The organism is Streptomyces sp. RB17 (assembly GCF_009604455.1).
Lineage (GTDB): Bacteria > Actinomycetota > Actinomycetes > Streptomycetales > Streptomycetaceae > Streptomyces.
Genome location: NZ_WEGL01000009.1, coordinates 204,229 through 219,624, shown reverse-complemented (window position 1 = coordinate 219,624; position 15,396 = coordinate 204,229). Strand labels below are relative to the sequence as shown.

The window sequence follows — 15,396 nt, the reverse complement described above, 5'->3', positions numbered from 1 at the left end:
CCGCGTTCGCGTTCACACCGACCGCTGGTAGGAGCGGAAGGTGCGGATCGACAGCCACACCGCCGCGATCGCCAGCGCGAGCAGCGCGCCGCCGCGGCTGAGGACGTCGCCCCAGTCGGGATGCCCGGACATCGCGGAACGGCCCGCCACCATGGCCCAGTTGAGCGGGTTGAAGTCGGCGATGTGCCGCATCCAGCCGGGCATCTGCGAGGGTGCCATGAAGGCGCTGGACAGGAAGGTCAGCGGCAGCAGCAGGAAGGTGTTGATGCCGATGATCGACTCCCGCTCGCGCACCAGCATGCCGAGCGCGTTGGACAGTGCCCCGAAGACGGTGCCGAGCAGGACGGCGGCCAGCACGAGGATCGTGATGCCGCCGACGCCGCCGGGGTAGTCCGCGCCGCCGAGCAGGCCGAGCAGCACGATGACCACCGACTGGAACGCCGTGACCAGGCCGTTGTTGACGACGTTGCCGTTCATCAGCGCGGCCCTGCTGACCGGGGTGGTCAGGAACCGGTCGAGGGTGCCGCGCTGGATCTCCTCCAATGTGCCCATGCCGGCCCACATGTTGGAGCTGAGCGCGCTCATCACGACCACGCCCGGCACCAGGTAGTCCAGGTAGGAGGTGGTGCCGAAACCACCCAGCTCGACGACCTTCTTGAAGAGGTTGCCGAACAGGAACAGCCAGATCACCGGCTGGATCAGGGTGATGACCGCGTAGGCGGGCTGCCGCGCGAACACGCGCAGTTGACGATGCGTCATGTACCAGGTCTGGGTGATCGCCTCGCTCATCGCACACCTCCGGCGAGCACGGCGCCGGTCTCGGCCTCCGCCTCCGCGTACCGGCGGCCCGCGTGGCGCAGATAGACGTCGTCCAGCGAGGGCCGGGCGACGGTGGCCGAGGAGACGGTGACCCCGGCCCCGTCCAGCGCGGCGAGCAGGGCGGGCACCGTGGCCGCTCCGTCGTCGGTGCGGACGCTGATCCGGCGGCCCTCGCACAGCGCCTCGTGCACCCCGGGCAGCGCGGCCAGGGCGCCGACGATCAGTGTGCGGCCGGCTTCCCCGACCGGCTCGACCAGCTCCAGGTGGACGGCGTCGCCGCGCAGTTCGCCCTTGAGGGCGTCGGGGGTGCCCTCGACCACGATCCGGCCGCGGTCGACGATCGCGATGCGCTCGGCGAGCCGGTCGGCCTCCTCCAGGTAGTGGGTGGTGAGCAGGATCGTCAGCCCCTCCTCGCCGGCCAGCCGGCCGATCTCCTCCCACATCGCGGTGCGCGCCTCCGGGTCGAGGCCGGTGGTCGGCTCGTCCAGGAAGAGCACCTCGGGCCGGTGCACCAGCCCGAGGGCGACGTCCAGCCGGCGCCGCATGCCGCCCGAGTAGCCCTTGACCGGCCGGCGGGCGGCGTCGGCGAGGGTGAACCGCTCCAGCAGCTCGTCCACCCGGCGGCTCAGTGCCGTACCGCTCAATCCATAGAGGCGGCCCTGCAGTTGCAGGTTCTCCCGGCCGGTCGCGACCGGGTCGGCGCCGGACTGCTGGGCGACCACGCCGATCGCGCGGCGCACCCGGTCGGGGTGGCGCAGCACGTCGTGCCCGGCGACCGTCGCGGTACCGGAGTCGGGGCGGGCGAGGGTGGTGAGGATCTTGACGGTGGTGGACTTGCCGGCGCCGTTGGGGCCGAGGAGTCCGAAGACGGTGCCCGGTGCCACGGTGATGTCCATGCCGTTCAGGGCGGTGACGTCACCGGGATAGGTCTTGACGAGCCGGCGCGCCTCCACTGCGGGCGCACGGGTGTTCATGGCGTCTGCTCTCCTGCGGGTGCGAAGGACGGAAGATCCACGTGAAGAGCGCCGGGCTATCCTGGGTGTGCCGCACCTCGATGGCCCGGAGCCGCCGCACGGCGGATCCGTTTCGGGGTTCGAGACCCCGGCGAAGCTGCTGCAACAGCCCCGCCGGGGTCGTGTTTCTCTCTCAGGTGGTCGCGGCGATGTCCGGTGGCAGCTCCCCGGCCTCATGGAAGCGCCGCCAGTCGTCGACCCTCGGCAGCGTGCCCTCCTCGATCTCGGCCAGGAGGCCGCGGACCCACTCGGCCTGCGCCTCGGTCATGTGCAGCTGGTACTCGGTCTCGACGAGGAAGAGCCGCGGCAGCGTCTCGTACAGCTTCTCCAGCGCTCCCCTGCCGCTCGCCACCTGGATCTCCAGGGCGGTGAGCCGCTCCTGAAGGAGCCGCGCCACATCGTCCGGGTGCAGGGCACCCATGAGCGACAGGGCCGTCTCGAAGATCGGGTACTCCTTCACCGGGACGGCGATGAGGTCCGACAGCCACTCGGTCAGTTCCTCACGCCCGGTGCCGGTCAGCCCGTACACCGTGCGCTCGGGGCGGTTGCCCTCCCGCTCGACGTCGGTCACCTCGACGAAGCCGTGCTTCTCCAAGTTCTGCACGACCGTGTAGAGCGAGCCGTACTTGATCTTCGTGCTGGTGTCCTTGCCCTGGCGGCGCAGGGTCTGGGCGATCTCGTACGGGTGCATGGGCTTCTGCCAGAGGGTCGCCATCACCGCGAGCGCCAGCGGATTGCCGAGCTTGCGACGCTTCATGGCCACGACGATCACCTCGCTTCCGAATATCCGCACACGAACATATCGCGTCCACTCGTGAGGGTCAACACTTACGATGTATCGCGTATGAACGGCCGGTCCTGCGCCGGGTCAGTCGCCCCGCACGCGCGCGTGGAGGTGCATGTCGTGCCAGCCGTCGGGGTGGAGCAGGGCGCTGCGCCTGGTGCCCTCGGCGGCGAAGCCGGCCTTGACGGCCACGCGGCAGGAGGCCTCGTTGGCGATGGCGTGCGAGAGTTCGAGCCGGTGCAGGCCGACCTCGTCGAACGCCCAGCGGGACAGCGTGGTGGTGGCCCGGACCGCCACACCGCGACCACGCGCGCGTGCCACCGTCCAGTACGCGACCTCGGCGCAGCCCTCGCCGAGCAGGATCTGCCGCAGCGCGACCCGGCCCAGCAGTGCGCCGGTGTCCGCGTCCACGACGGCCCACTGGCCCTCTCGCTCGTCCTTCCAGCCGCTGCGCCACTGGGTGATCCAGCCGGCGACCTCCTCCTCGGAGTCGGCGCCCCGGATGTGCCACTGGTGCATCAACGGGTCCTGGAATGCGGCGTGCACCGCGGGCGCGTCCGTCACCTGCCAGGGGCGCAGCAGCAGACCGTCGTCGGTGGGGAGGCTGGGCTGAGGGACACGGGCGAGGGTGCCGGCCGGCACGACCGGGCTGGTGAGATACGGCATGATCGACATCCTGCCGCCCGCGCGGCCGGCGACCCACCGATTTCCGCCTCGTACCCTTGACCCCGATGAGACGCCGTACGCCACCCCCGCCCGCCCCGCTCCCCCAGCGCGACGGGGTCGACCCCGTACGGGTGCGGCTGCCGCACGGCGGGACATGGGCCACCGTGCGCGAGCATCTGGTGGAGCGGCTGACGGGGGCCACACCCGGGATGGTCGAGTCGATGTTCGACTCCGGGCTGATCGTCGGCGCCGACGGACGCGCGGTGGCGCCGGACGCGCCGTACGAGCCGGGGATGTTCGTGTGGTTCCACCGCGAGCTGCCCGCCGAGGTGCCGGTGCCGTTCCCGGTGGACGTCATCCATCGCGACGCGCACATCGTCGTCGCCGACAAGCCGCACTTCCTCGCCACGACCCCGCGCGGCAGCCATGTGGCCGAGACCGCGCTGGCCCGGCTGCGGCGCGAGCTGGACGTCCCGACGCTGACCGCCGCGCACCGCCTGGACCGGCTGACGGCGGGGCTGGTGCTGTTCACCGTGCGGCCCGAGGAGCGCGGGGCGTATCAGACGCTGTTCCGGGACCGGCGGGTGCGCAAGGAGTACGAGGCGATCGCGCCGTACGACCCCTCGCTGGCCCTGCCCCGGACCGTGCGCAGCCGGATCGTGAAGGAGCGCGGGGTGCACGCGGCCCGGGAGGCCGAGGGCGAGCCGAACGCCGAGACGTACGTGGAGCTCAGCGCGCACCGGGGCGGGCTGGCCCGGTACCGGCTGGTCCCGGCGACCGGGCAGACCCATCAGCTGCGGGTGCACCTGAACGCGCTCGGCGTGCCCATCCTCGGCGACCCGCTGTATCCGGAGGTGACCGCCCCGGTGCCGGCCGGCGACTTCCGGCGCCCACTGCAACTGCTCGCACGCCGGCTGGAGTTCACCGATCCGGTCACCGGCGCGGAGCACACGTTCCTGAGCGAGCGCGTGCTCCAGGCCTGGGAGTCCTACGGCAGCTGGGCCGGGCCGCGAAGGGACGCGGACTCTGTCCGACCCGGCGATACGCCGGTCACTCGCCCCGCCACCAGTTGAGCAGCCGCCGCCAGATGCCCCGGGTGCGCGCCGCCGGCTCCGGAGCCATGGGGTAGGGCTCGGGCACGGCGGGACGGGGAATGTCGGGGCGGGGTGGGACGGCCGCAGGCCGGCCGGATTGCGGCGCGGGGGCCGGCCAGGTGCGCTGCGGGGGCACGGGCACGGGGCTGGGCGGGACGTTGACGTCCTGCTGTGGCTTCGGCTCGAAGCGCACGGGCAGGGCCACCAGGTGCCGGGAGGCGATGGACGCACGCCAGCGCAACTCCTCCTCCGGGCAGTCGAGCTGGATGTCGGACAGCCGGATCAGCAGCGCATCGACGCCGACGTCGGCGATGGCGCGGCCGATGTCCTGGCCGGGGCACTCGTGCGGGCCGCCGCCGAAGGCGAGGTGGGAGCGGTTGCCCTGCATGCTCGCGGACAGGTCGGGGCGGATGCGCGGGTCGAGGTTGCCCGGCGCGGGCGCGAAGAGCAGGCCGTCGCCCTTGCGGATGCGCTGCCCGCCCAGCTCGGTGTCCTGCTTGGCGTAGTAGCCGAAGACGGTGCTGAACGGCGGCTCGTCCCACAGGGACTGCTCGATCGCCTCCGGCACGGTCATCTGGCCGCCGCTGAGCTGGGCGCGGAAGCCCGGCTCGGTGAGGACCATGCGCAGCGCGTTGGCGAGGAGGTTCGCGGTGGCCTCGTAGGCCGCGAACAGGACGAGCCGCAGATGTTCGCGGACCTCGTCGTCACCGAGACCGGCCGGGTGGGTGATGAGGCGACTGGTGAAGTCCTCCTCGGGCCGGGCGCGGCGCCGAATGGTGAGCCGGCTCAGCGCGTCCATGACGTAGGCATGGCTCTGGATGGCCGTCTCGGTGCCCTTGAGGGCGTCCCGGGCGGCCTGCACCATGCGGTCGTTGTACTCCTCGGGCATGCCGAGGATCTCGCACATGACGGCCATCGGCAGATGCTCGGCGAACTGGGAGACCAGGTCGGCCCGGCCGCTTTCGCAGAAGCTGTTGACCAGGCCCTGGGTGTGCCGGCCGATGTGACGGCGCAGCGTGCGGTGGTCGATGGTGGCCATGGCCGCGGTGACCGCCGCGCGCAGCCGCTGGTGCTCGTCGCCCTCGGCGTGCGAGCAGATCGGCTGCCAGGCGATGTGCGGCATCAGCGGGTGGTCGGGCTTGACCATGCCCTCCACCAGCGGGGTCCAGATCCGGCTGTCGCGGGTGTACACGGAGGGGCTGCGCACCAGGTGCTGGTTCTCGGCGTGCCCGAGGACCACCCACATCGGTACGTCGTCGTGCAGCAGCACGGGTGCCACGACGCCGTGCTGCTCCCGCAGCCGCTCGTAGAGGCTGCCCAGGTCCTCCGCGTCGGGGCCGTAGAGCCGGTGCAGTCCACCGGGGCCCAGGCGGTGCGCGGGGCAGCCCGGCGGCGGTCCGGGGGTGGGGTCTGTGTCGGTCAGGGACGAGGATTCAGACGTCACGGTGTCGCTCCGGAACGAAAGGGTGGGGGTCGGTCGGCGGCGGAATCAGGTGAGGACGCGGGACAGGGCGATCGAGTGCAGGAAGCGCATCAGCGTCATCAGCACGTCCTTGCTGGAGGCCCGGCGTCGTACGTCGCAGTCGATGATCGGGATGTCAGGGGTCAGGTCGAGCGCGGTGCGCAGTTCGTCGACCGGGTAACGGGGCGCGTCCGGGAAGGAGTTGACGGCGACGACGAAGGGCACGCCGCGCTCCTCCAGCCGGCCCATGACGTCGAAGCTGACCTCCAGACGCCGGGTGTCGATGAGGACGACCGCGCCGAGCGCGCCCTCGAACAGCCCGTTCCACAGGAACCAGAAGCGCTCCTGGCCGGGGGTGCCGAAGAGGTAGAGCACCAGCTTGTCGGTGATGCTGATGCGGCCGAAGTCCATGGCCACGGTGGTGGCCGTCTTGGACTCGGAGCCGTAGTTGTCGTCCACGCCGATGCCGGCCTGGGTCATGGTCTCCTCGGTGGTCAGCGGCCTGATGTCGCTGACGGAACCGACCATGGTCGTCTTGCCGACACCGAAGCCGCCCACGATCACGATCTTCACCGCGGTCTCGGCCGTGTGCGGCAGATGATCCTCGGTGCGTGGTCCGGGGATGGTGTCAGAGCCGTTGAAGTCCATGCATCACCGCTTCGAGGATTGACCGGTCGGGGAGCGCCCGGCGGACGACCGGGGCGCGCACCTGCACCAGTTCGGCCGTGATCAGCTCGGTGATCAGGACGGTCATCGCGCTGAACGGCAGGTTCAGATAGGCCGAGAGCTCGGCCACGGACAGGGGGTTGGCACACAGCCGCAGGACGGCGGCCTGCTCCGGTGAGGCGGCCATCTGGGGCGCGTCGCGCGCCACGATCAACGTCACGAGGTCGAGTTCGGCGCGTGCGCCGTCCTCGGATCCGGCGACGGTGTACAGCCGTTCGGGGATCTTGGGCTCGGCCTCGCCGTCCGCCGGCTGGGGCGCCGCCGGCTTCGGCCGTGGGGGCGGCGGGGGCTTCGGCTCGCGCCGTTTACGTTGTGGAGGAGTCATACGCTCTGCCCGTTCCGCCGGGGCGGACTCGTGAGATGGGCGCCGATCCGGACGACGAGGTCACGCATCATGCCGCTCATCCGGCCCGGCTCGCAGGTGACGTCGGCGAGCACGGCGAGGTAGGCGTTGTCGCCGGCGTTCATGAGGTAGAAGTAGCCGCCGTCGATCTCGAAGACGACGACCTGCATGTCGCCGGCGCCGGGGAGCTCCTTGATGATGGCGCCGGCCAGGCTCTGTACGCCCGCGCAGGCGGCGGCCACCCGGTCGCAGGCGTCGGGGTCGCCGCCGTAACGGGCGATGCGCAGTCCGTCCGCGGAGAGGACCACGATCATCTCGATGCCCGGCACGCCGTCGTTGAGCTGCTTGAGCATCCAGTCGATGTTGCCTCGCTGCTGGATCACTTGAGGTCCCCCTCGTCGTCGGCCTCGGTGGTGCCCTCGACGGGCTCGTCCGCATAGTCGTTGAGCAGGTGCACGTACTTTTCCGGGTGCCTCGTGAAGTCGGTCAGTTCGGGACCGGTGGCGCCTTCGGGCATGCCCTTGCGCAGGCCGTTCCAGAAGTCCTCGATCCCCTGGCCGATCGGCCGCTCCATGAGCTTCTTGCGCACGGGGTCCATCTCGGGCTCCGGCTCGGGCTGGGGCTGCGACCAGATGCTCGGCCTGCCCTCACGCTCGGCCTGCTCGACCTCGGCCTGCTCGGCGAAGCGCTGGCTGATCGGGGTCTTCATCCGGCTGCGGCGCTGCGGCAGGCCGCCCGCCGTCCACTCGGTGACCACCGGGACGTCGTCCTCCATGGAGATCCCGGCCGGGATCTTGGGGCTGGTGGGGCGGCGCCGCTTCGGCGGGCGCTTGGGGCCTTCGACCGCGCCGAGCGCGGGAATCGGCGTGCCGGTGGCGCCGATGCCGTGGGCGGCGCCGACACCGGGCTCGGTGGTCGTCATCACGCGCGGCACGACGAGGATCGCGCGGCAGCCGCCGTAGGCGGAGGCCCGCAGCGAGACCTCCATGTCGAACATCTTGCACAGGCGGCCGACGACGGCGAGGCCGAGGCGCGGGTTCTCGCCGAGGTTGTGCGCGTCGTCGAGGTTCTTGGCGTCCTCGATCATCTTCTCGATGCGGGCGCGGGACTCCTCGGTGAGGCTGACGCCGGCGTCCTCGATCTCGATGGCGATGCCGGCCTGCACCTCGGTGGCGGTGACGTGCACCTTGGCCGTGGGCGGCGAGTAGCGGGTGGCGTTGTCGAAGAGCTCGGCGGCGGCGTGGATGACCGGCTCGACGGAGGTGCCCTTGATGTTGATGTTGACGATGGAGTTCAGCTGGATGCGGCGGTACTCCAGGATGCGCGACATGGCACCGCGCAGCGTGCTGTAGAGGGAGACCGGCAGCGGCCACTGGCGGCCGGGGCGGCCGCCGCCGAGGACGGAGATGGTGTCGGCGAGACGGCCGATCAGCGAGGTGCCGTGGTCGATGCGCAGCAGGTCGTCGAAGACCTCGGGGTTGCGGCCGTGGTCCTCCTCCATCTCCCGCAGTTCGTTGGACTGCTGGTGGACGATGGCCTGGACGCGGCGGGCGATGCTCACGAAGGAGCCCTCGGTGGCGTCGCGCATGGTGATCTCGCGCTCGGCTCCGCGCATCGCGGCGCGGTACATCTCCCGGTAGGAGTCGGGCAGGCTGCGCAGTTCGGGGTCGATGTCGTAGCCGTTGACCATCACGTCCCGCAGCGGTTCTCCGGCCCGCAGCCGCAGATGGCCGTGGGGGATGATGTCGCTCGCGAACCGCCCGATCAGATCGTCGTGGGCGGCGAGCCGGTGCTCCAGATACGCGGTGTGACGGGCGTGCTCGGCCTGTTCCTCGCGGAGCCTGCGGCCGCGGCGGGCGGCCTCCGCGCCGGTGACGAGGACCAGCAGCAGGGCCACGGCCCCGACCACGCCGACGGCGATCCGGGCCGACGCCGGCCCCAGGGCGACGGCCGCACCGGTCGCGGCGACCATCACTATGGCCGGCGGCAACAGCACTCGCGCGTAAGGACGTTCACGGCCACCGGGCGGCTTCTGAACACTCACCATGGATGCCTTCTGGGATGAGTCGGCTGGGTGTCGGGGGAGGTTTCGGGGGGAAGGTTCATGGAACTGTGGGGATCTATCGCATGTTTGGGAACAGACGCACGAATTCATCTCAACTCGGTGCGCCGCGGGCGAGCTTAGTCCGACCGGATCATCGCCGTGTCATATTCGGCAAGCACCTGAAATCCCCTGTGCGGCAGGAGTACCCTCGGCTCCATTTGCACGCTCAGCTTCAATTCGAACACGTTCGGTCACGATGCACGGGCGTGCGAAAGTGACTCACCGTGATAAGTGAAAGGGGGGCCGAAACGGCCCCCCTTCGGCACCCGGCGGGCGCAGGTCACCCCACCGACGAGTAGGCGACAACCCCCCGCAGCAACTGCTCCACGGCCTTGCGCGCGGTCTTCGCCACGGTCGAGCCCTCCGCGGGAGCCGCCGCCGAGAGCTGCCCCAGGACGTCGATCACCTGCTTGCACCACCGCACGAAGTCGCCCGCCGGCATGTCCGCCTCGAGCAGCACCTCGTCGAGCCCCTTGCCCGAGGCCCACATGTACGCGGCCCAGGCGAAGCCGAGGTCCGGCTCACGCTGTCCGACGCCCTCGGTCTGGTTGATCCGGAAGTCCTCCTCCAGAGCGTCCAGCCGGCCCCAGATCCGGACCATCTCACCGAGCGCGGCCTTCGCCTTGCCCGAGGGCAGCTTGGGCGCCAGCGCGTCGTCGCCGACCCGTGCCTCGTACACCAGCGCCGAGACGCAGGCGGCGAGTTCGGCCGGGCTGAGCCCCTCCCAGACCCGCTCGCGCAGGCATTCACTGGCCAGCAGGTCCAGTTCGCCGTACAGCCGGGCCAGGCGCTTGCCGTGCTCGGTGACCTCGTCGCCACGCAGGTAGTCCAGCTCGGTCAGCAGGGCCACGATCCGGTCGAAGGTCCGGGCGATGGTGTTCGTACGCCCCTCGATGCGGCGCTCCAACTGCGAGGTGTCGCGCAGCAGCCGGTGGTAGCGCTCGGCCCAACGGGCGTGGTCCTCGCGGTCGTTGCACCCGTGGCAGGGATGCGCGCGGATCGCGGTGCGCAGTCGGGCGATCTCGCGGTCGTCGGCGGCCTGTGAGCGCTTCTTGCGGGCCCGCTCCGGCGGGATGTGCCCGGCCTTGGTGCGCAGCGCGGAGGCGAGGTCCCTGCGGGACTGCGGGGAGCGCGGGTTGAAGGACTTCGGGATCCGCATCCGGTCCAGCGGCTCGACCGGCACCGGGAAGTCCATCGACGCCAGCCGCTTGACCTGCCGTTCGGCGGTCAGCACCAGCGGGCGCGGACCGTCGTGGTGGTCGAAGCCGCGGTGGCCGTTGGAGCGGCCCGCGGGCAGGCCGGGGTCCAGCACCAGGGCCAGGCCGGCGTACTTGCCCGTGGGGACGTCGATGACGTCGCCCGGCCTGAGCCGCTCCAGGGAGCCGGCGGCCTCGGCGCGCCGCTGGTCGGCGCCCTGCCGGGCCAGCTCGGTCTCCCGGTCCTTCAGCTCGCGGCGCAGCCGCGCGTACTCCTCGAAGTCGCCGAGGTGGCAGGTCATGGAGGCCCTGTAGCCGGCCAGGCCCTCCTCGTTGCGCTGCACCTGGCGGGAGATCCCGACGACCGACTTGTCGGCCTGGAACTGTGCGAAGGAGGTCTCCAGCAGCTCGCGCGAGCGGTGCCGGCCGAACTGGTCGACCAGGTTGACCGCCATGTTGTACGACGGCTTGAAGCTGGAGCGCAGCGGATACGTGCGCGTGCCCGCGAGACCGGCCAGGTGCTCGGGGCTCATGCCGCGCTGCCACAGCACGACCGCGTGGCCCTCGATGTCGATGCCCCGGCGGCCGGCGCGGCCGGTCAGCTGCGTGTACTCGCCCGGGGTGATGTCGGCGTGCTGCTCGCCGTTCCACTTGACGAGCTTCTCCAGCACCACCGAGCGGGCGGGCATGTTGATGCCGAGCGCGAGGGTCTCGGTCGCGAACACCGCCTTGACCAGGCCGCGCACGAACAGTTCCTCGACGACCTCCTTGAAGGTCGGCAGCATGCCCGCGTGGTGGGCGGCGATGCCGCGCTCCAGGCCCTCCAGCCACTCGTAGTAGCCGAGGACATGCAGATCCTCCGGCGCGATGTGCGCGGTGCGCTCCTCGACCAGGGCGCGGACCCGGTCCCGTGCTTCCTCGTCGTTCAGCCTCAGGCCCGCGTACAGGCACTGCTGGACGGCTGCCTCGCAGGCGGCGCGGCTGAAGATGAACGTGATGGCCGGGAGCAGGCCCTCGGAGTCGAGGCGCTCGATGACCTCGGGCCGGCCCGGTGTCCACACGCGCGAGCGCTGTCTGCGCTCCCGCTCCCGGTCGGCCTCGCGCATCGCGCGGCCGCGTCTGCGGTCCTGGTACGACGGCCTGGTCGCCTCCATGCGGGCGAGGCGGGTGAGGTCGGGGTTGACGGCCTTCTTGTGGCCCTCCCCCTCCTCGAACAGGTCGTACATCCTCCGCCCGGCCAGGACGTGCTGGAACAGCGGCACCGGCCGGTGCTCGGAGACGATCACCTCGGTGTCGCCACGGACTGTGTCCAGCCAGTCACCGAACTCCTCGGCGTTGGACACGGTCGCGGACAGTGACACCAGGGTCACCGACTCGGGCAGGTGGATGATCACCTCTTCCCAGACGGCGCCGCGGAAGCGGTCGGAGAGGTAGTGGACCTCGTCCATGACCACATGGCCGAGGCCGAGGAGGGTCTGGGAGCCGGCGTAGAGCATGTTCCGCAGGACCTCGGTGGTCATCACGACCACCGGCGCCTCGGAGTTCACGCTGTTGTCGCCGGTGAGGAGGCCGACCTTGCCGGTGCCGTAACGGCGGCACAGGTCGGCGTACTTCTGGTTCGACAGCGCCTTGATGGGTGTCGTGTAGAAGCACTTCTTGCCCTGCTGGAGGGCGAGGTGGACGGCGAACTCGCCCACGATCGTCTTGCCCGAGCCGGTGGGCGCGGCCACCAGCACGCCCTTCCCCGCCTCGAGTGCCTGGCAGGCCTCGATCTGGAAGGGGTCGAGGCCGAAGTCGTACATCTCGCGGAAGGACGCGAGCGCGGTGGCCTGCTCGGCTGCCCGCCTGCGGGCTGCCGCGTACCGCTCGGCCGGAGAGAGGTCCTCTGTCATCGTGCTTTCGAGCGTACCGGGCCCCACTGACAACAGGACGATCTTTATGCGGAACGTGGTCCGAGCGACAACGGCGGATGCCCCCGTCCGCGGGACGGGGGCATCGCGCGCTGCTCGGTGTCGTGCGCCGCTCGGCGAGGCGCCGCTCAGGTCACGTCGTCGTAGCCGTTGACCCGGTCCGGGCCGGTCTGCTCGGGCAGGGCACGGCTGGCGGCGACGGGCTCGATCGCACCGATGTCCTCGGGGGTGAGGTCCAGATCCGAGGCCTCGTCGTCGGCGGGACCCTCCGCCTCGCGGCGGCGCTTGCGCTTGTCGTTCGCCAGTGAGAACAGCACCGCGCCGAAGTACAGCACCCAGATCGGTCCGGCGAGGGCCAGCATGGAGAGCGGGTCGGTGCTGGGCGTGGCCACGGCGGCGAAGACCGTGATGCCGAGGATCATGCCGCGCCACCAGCCGAGCATGCGCTGGCCGGTCAGTATCCCGGTGAGATTGAGCATGATCAGCAGCAGCGGCAGCTCGAAGGAGAGACCGAAGACGATCACCATGCGCGTGACCAGCTGGAGCAGGTCGTCCAGCGGCAGCAGGTTCTTGATGTTGCCGTTCGGCGTGAAGTCGATCAGCACCTTCGCGGTGGTGGGCAGCACCTTGTACGCGAAGAAGGCACCGGCGAAGAACAGCGGGGCACCGGTGAAGACGAAGGCGTAGGCGTACTTCTTCTCGTGCCGGTGCAGGCCCGGCGCGACGAACGCCCACAACTGGTAGAGCCAGATCGGCGACGCCGCCACGACGCCCGCCATCAGCGAGACCTGGAGGGCCAGCGTGAACGGGGCGAGCAGCCCGTTGATGGTGATCTCCGCACACTGGTGATTGTTCTTGGTCTTCGCCAGCTGTTCGAAGGTCTCTGCGCAACCGACCGAGTCGAGGATCGGCTTGGTCAGGAAGTTGATGATGTCGTTGTAGAAGAAGGCGGCGACGATCGTCACGATGACGATGGCCAGCAGCGCCTTCGCGAGCCGGTTGCGGAGCTCACGAAGATGATCCGCAAGGGGCATCCGCCCCTCGGGATCCTTCTCCTTCTTGCGGGCAGACTTGACCAACCCACGTCCTCATCTCGTGCGGGAGGCCGGGGATTTCCGGCCCTGCGTCAGCGCTGGGTGGTGTCCGTCGGCTCGTTGACCGGCCGGGAGCTGGCCACGTCGCCGGGGGCCGCCTGGATGGTGCGCTGGGCCGAAGGCTGCTCGTCGGAGGCCGGCGCCTGGGCGGAGGTGCTGGACTCCTCCTTCATCGCCTTGGCCTCGCTCTTGAGGATGCGCGCGGACTTGCCGAGCGAGCGGGCCATGTCCGGAAGCTTCTTCGCGCCGAACAGCAGGACGATGACGACGAGGATGAGAATGATCTCGGGGGCTCCGAGCCTTCCGAACATAAGTTTTACCTTCTCACCGAGGCGGCTGGGGGTGGGTGCTGTCCGACCGGTCGGACATGTGTCCGAAGGTCGTGCTGGCAGCGATCGTAACGCTCAGGGGTAAACGTGAGGCAATCCCCGTGCGTACGCCCGGTCCACGGCGCAGGCCTCGTTCTCCGCACCGTGACAAGCAGCGTACCTGTCCCGATGGGCAGCATGACAGGGCGAAGTGACGCAAAGCGCTTGCCCCGCAGGTCTCACCGGCATCGCCCGGGCGGGCTCACAGCGCATCCACGGCGCGGGCCGCACCGGCCGCCGCCCGCTCCAGGTCCTCGGCCGCCCTGTTGATCCGCCGCGCGGAGTCCGTCACCTGCTGCCCCAGACGCCGCGCCTCCAGGAAGACCCGAACGGCGAGCACCCCCAGCACCGCGAGACCCAGGAAACCCAGCGCTACCGCGCACATCGGCCAGAACATGACGTCGAGACTAGACGGTGCTGTGCAGCCGCAGCGTGCGCACCCCGCCGCCGGTGAGCAGCTCGACGATGCGCTCTCCGGCGGGCTTGCGGACGGCGGCCCCGCACTCGGGGCAGGTGAAGGAGTAGAACGTCGTCCGGCTGGTGGCCCCGATGGCGAGGCGCAGCGCGCTCGCGGCGAGCTCGAAGCGGCGCCGGCAGTCCGGGCAGCCCGCCTTGAACACGACCGGGACCACTCTCTTCATCCCGGCGAAGGCGGCCGCCACCGTCATCTCACCCGCAGGCTCGCTCACAGGCTTCGCTCCTTGTCGTGGTCGTTCGCCGGCCGTCGATGCGCGGTTGTCGTCCGCGCCCGCGCCATGGCTGGTCACGCAGTTCTCCGCGACCCTTCGGGGCGCCGCCCGGCGCCCCCGACGGCTCACTGCGACGGCGCTGTGTCGTACGCCGCCAGTGCCTCCGCGGCTGCGCTCCGGGCGCTCTCGGCCAGCTCGGGCGGGGACACGATCCGGCCGTCGCGGCCGAGCCGCAGGGCCAGCCGCCGCAGAGAGGCCGGCTCGGGGGTCCGCAGAGTGATACGCAGCCCTCCGTCGGGAAGCTCATCGGCGCTGTCGTGCGGGTAGTACTCGGCCACCCAGCGGCCGCCCGGGCCCACCTCGACCACGACCTCGGGGTCCTCGGCGGCCGGCTGCACCAGGGCCTCGGAGAGGTCGCGGAGCTCTATCTCGGGCGGCGCCGACGGCTCGTCCAGGATCCGGATCTCCGCGACCCGGTCGAGCCGGAAGGTGCGCCGGGCCTCGGAGCGGCGGCACCACGCCTCCACATAGGTGTGGCCGACACTGACCAGGCGGATCGGGTCGATCTCGCGCTCGGTGACCTCGTCTCGGGCCGGGGAGTAGTAGCGGATCCACAGCCGGCGGCGCTCGGAGATCGCCCGGTCGACATCGGCGAAGACGCCCCCCTCGGACTCGAAGGTCACCGACAGCCGGGCGCTGGCGCCGGCGGCCTCACCGGCGGCCGCCTCCACCTTCGCGGTGGCCCGCAGCAGGGCCTGCCGGTCGCCCTCGCGCAGGCCCGGCAGGGTCGAGACCGCACGGGCGGCCACCAGCAGCGCGGTGGCCTCGTCCGCGGCCAGCCGCAGCGGCTCGGCCGCCTCCTCGCCGAGCGCGGCCGGGTTGTGCCACCAGATCCGCTCGCCGTCGGTGTCGATGTCCAGCAGATCGCCGCCACGGAAGCTGGTGCCGCACATCGGCAGCAGATCGAGGTCGGCGACCAGCTCGTCCTCGGTGATGCCGAAGGCACGCGCGACATCCGCGATCCGGGCGCCGGGCCGCTCCCTGAGATACGTCACCAGGGAGAGCATCCGCCGGGTCTGGTCGATGGCGTTCACGGGCCTGACCGGTTTGCCTGCCACAGTCCTGCTC

The 15,396-nt window shown here is 70.9% G+C and carries 16 protein-coding genes; 1 reads left to right on the top strand and 15 read right to left on the bottom strand.

All coding sequences use genetic code 11. From position 1 onward, the window contains the following. Positions 1-12: 12 nt before the first annotated feature. The 4 genes from SRB17_RS34830 to SRB17_RS34815 all read right to left on the bottom strand — a co-directional run bounded on the left by SRB17_RS34830 (position 13) and on the right by SRB17_RS34815 (position 3,282). Positions 13-789 carry an ABC transporter permease gene (locus SRB17_RS34830; protein ID WP_153544495.1) on the bottom strand — a complete coding sequence of 259 codons (777 nt, stop codon included), beginning with the start codon at positions 787-789 and terminating at the stop codon, positions 13-15. Further along, positions 786-1,793 carry an ATP-binding cassette domain-containing protein gene (locus SRB17_RS34825; RefSeq protein ID WP_153544493.1) on the bottom strand — a complete coding sequence of 336 codons (1,008 nt, stop codon included), beginning with the start codon at positions 1,791-1,793 and terminating at the stop codon, positions 786-788. Before SRB17_RS34825 ends, SRB17_RS34830 begins: the two co-directional genes overlap by 4 nt. Positions 1,794-1,965: 172 nt before the next feature. Further along, complete coding sequence (locus tag SRB17_RS34820) at positions 1,966-2,589, bottom strand: PadR family transcriptional regulator (protein ID WP_153544491.1); 624 nt, start codon at positions 2,587-2,589, stop codon at positions 1,966-1,968. Between the two features lie 111 nt (positions 2,590-2,700). Further along, a complete protein-coding gene (locus SRB17_RS34815; protein ID WP_153544489.1) occupies positions 2,701-3,282 on the bottom strand; it encodes a GNAT family N-acetyltransferase in 582 nt (193 codons plus the stop codon). Positions 3,283-3,347: 65 nt separating this feature from the next. Between SRB17_RS34815 and SRB17_RS34810 the strand changes: the two genes are divergently transcribed. Then, positions 3,348-4,355, top strand: coding sequence for an RluA family pseudouridine synthase (locus tag SRB17_RS34810; protein ID WP_153544487.1), 1,008 nt, complete (start codon positions 3,348-3,350; stop codon positions 4,353-4,355). Here SRB17_RS34810 and SRB17_RS34805 read toward each other — a convergent pair. The 11 genes from SRB17_RS34805 to SRB17_RS34755 all read right to left on the bottom strand — a co-directional run bounded on the left by SRB17_RS34805 (position 4,333) and on the right by SRB17_RS34755 (position 15,386). Further along, positions 4,333-5,820, bottom strand: coding sequence for a cytochrome P450 (locus tag SRB17_RS34805; RefSeq protein ID WP_323376723.1), 1,488 nt, complete (start codon positions 5,818-5,820; stop codon positions 4,333-4,335). The genes SRB17_RS34810 and SRB17_RS34805 overlap by 23 nt on opposite strands. Before the next feature lie 45 nt (positions 5,821-5,865). Beyond that, on the bottom strand, positions 5,866-6,486 hold the full coding sequence (locus SRB17_RS34800; RefSeq protein WP_153544485.1) for a GTP-binding protein: 621 nt from the start codon (positions 6,484-6,486) through the stop codon (positions 5,866-5,868). Then, positions 6,467-6,889: a DUF742 domain-containing protein gene (locus SRB17_RS34795; protein WP_153544483.1), complete on the bottom strand. Its 423-nt coding sequence runs from the start codon at positions 6,887-6,889 to the stop codon at positions 6,467-6,469. The genes SRB17_RS34800 and SRB17_RS34795 overlap by 20 nt, the downstream gene beginning before the upstream one ends. Beyond that, on the bottom strand, positions 6,886-7,290 hold the full coding sequence (locus SRB17_RS34790) for a roadblock/LC7 domain-containing protein (protein ID WP_323376722.1): 405 nt from the start codon (positions 7,288-7,290) through the stop codon (positions 6,886-6,888). The genes SRB17_RS34795 and SRB17_RS34790 overlap by 4 nt, the downstream gene beginning before the upstream one ends. After that, positions 7,287-8,954 carry an ATP-binding protein gene (locus tag SRB17_RS34785; RefSeq protein ID WP_153544481.1) on the bottom strand — a complete coding sequence of 556 codons (1,668 nt, stop codon included), beginning with the start codon at positions 8,952-8,954 and terminating at the stop codon, positions 7,287-7,289. Before SRB17_RS34785 ends, SRB17_RS34790 begins: the two co-directional genes overlap by 4 nt. Positions 8,955-9,291: 337 nt before the next feature. After that, positions 9,292-12,099, bottom strand: a complete 2,808-nt coding sequence (locus tag SRB17_RS34780; RefSeq protein WP_153544479.1) for a DEAD/DEAH box helicase — start codon at positions 12,097-12,099, stop codon at positions 9,292-9,294. A 146-nt stretch (positions 12,100-12,245) separates the two neighbouring features. After that, a complete protein-coding gene (gene tatC / locus SRB17_RS34775; protein WP_153544477.1) occupies positions 12,246-13,196 on the bottom strand; it encodes a twin-arginine translocase subunit TatC in 951 nt (316 codons plus the stop codon). A gap of 47 nt (positions 13,197-13,243) precedes the next feature. Beyond that, entirely contained in the window at positions 13,244-13,522 is a 279-nt protein-coding gene (gene tatA, locus SRB17_RS34770) for a Sec-independent protein translocase subunit TatA (protein WP_153544475.1), read from the bottom strand. 259 nt (positions 13,523-13,781) lie between these two features. Then, a complete protein-coding gene (locus SRB17_RS34765) occupies positions 13,782-13,976 on the bottom strand; it encodes a hypothetical protein (RefSeq protein WP_153544473.1) in 195 nt (64 codons plus the stop codon). A 10-nt stretch (positions 13,977-13,986) separates the two neighbouring features. Then, positions 13,987-14,247, bottom strand: coding sequence for a hypothetical protein (locus SRB17_RS34760; RefSeq protein WP_153544933.1), 261 nt, complete (start codon positions 14,245-14,247; stop codon positions 13,987-13,989). Between the two features lie 146 nt (positions 14,248-14,393). Further along, the gene (locus SRB17_RS34755) at positions 14,394-15,386 is read right to left on the bottom strand and encodes a WYL domain-containing protein (protein ID WP_323376720.1); all 993 of its coding nucleotides are present in this window, start codon (positions 15,384-15,386) and stop codon (positions 14,394-14,396) included. Between the last annotated feature and the right edge of the window lie 10 nt (positions 15,387-15,396).

Coding starts and splice junctions, on each gene's coding strand:
- SRB17_RS34810 (WP_153544487.1), top strand. CDS start 3,348: ATGAGACGCCGTACGCCACCCCCGCCCGCCCCGCTCCCCCAGCGCGAC.
- tatA (WP_153544475.1), bottom strand. CDS start 13,522: ATGTTCGGAAGGCTCGGAGCCCCCGAGATCATTCTCATCCTCGTCGTC.
- SRB17_RS34820 (WP_153544491.1), bottom strand. CDS start 2,589: ATGAAGCGTCGCAAGCTCGGCAATCCGCTGGCGCTCGCGGTGATGGCG.
- SRB17_RS34780 (WP_153544479.1), bottom strand. CDS start 12,099: ATGACAGAGGACCTCTCTCCGGCCGAGCGGTACGCGGCAGCCCGCAGG.
- SRB17_RS34760 (WP_153544933.1), bottom strand. CDS start 14,247: ATGACGGTGGCGGCCGCCTTCGCCGGGATGAAGAGAGTGGTCCCGGTC.
- SRB17_RS34830 (WP_153544495.1), bottom strand. CDS start 789: ATGAGCGAGGCGATCACCCAGACCTGGTACATGACGCATCGTCAACTG.
- SRB17_RS34795 (WP_153544483.1), bottom strand. CDS start 6,889: ATGACTCCTCCACAACGTAAACGGCGCGAGCCGAAGCCCCCGCCGCCC.
- SRB17_RS34785 (WP_153544481.1), bottom strand. CDS start 8,954: ATGGTGAGTGTTCAGAAGCCGCCCGGTGGCCGTGAACGTCCTTACGCG.
- SRB17_RS34800 (WP_153544485.1), bottom strand. CDS start 6,486: ATGGACTTCAACGGCTCTGACACCATCCCCGGACCACGCACCGAGGAT.
- SRB17_RS34765 (WP_153544473.1), bottom strand. CDS start 13,976: ATGTTCTGGCCGATGTGCGCGGTAGCGCTGGGTTTCCTGGGTCTCGCG.
- SRB17_RS34825 (WP_153544493.1), bottom strand. CDS start 1,793: ATGAACACCCGTGCGCCCGCAGTGGAGGCGCGCCGGCTCGTCAAGACC.
- SRB17_RS34815 (WP_153544489.1), bottom strand. CDS start 3,282: ATGCCGTATCTCACCAGCCCGGTCGTGCCGGCCGGCACCCTCGCCCGT.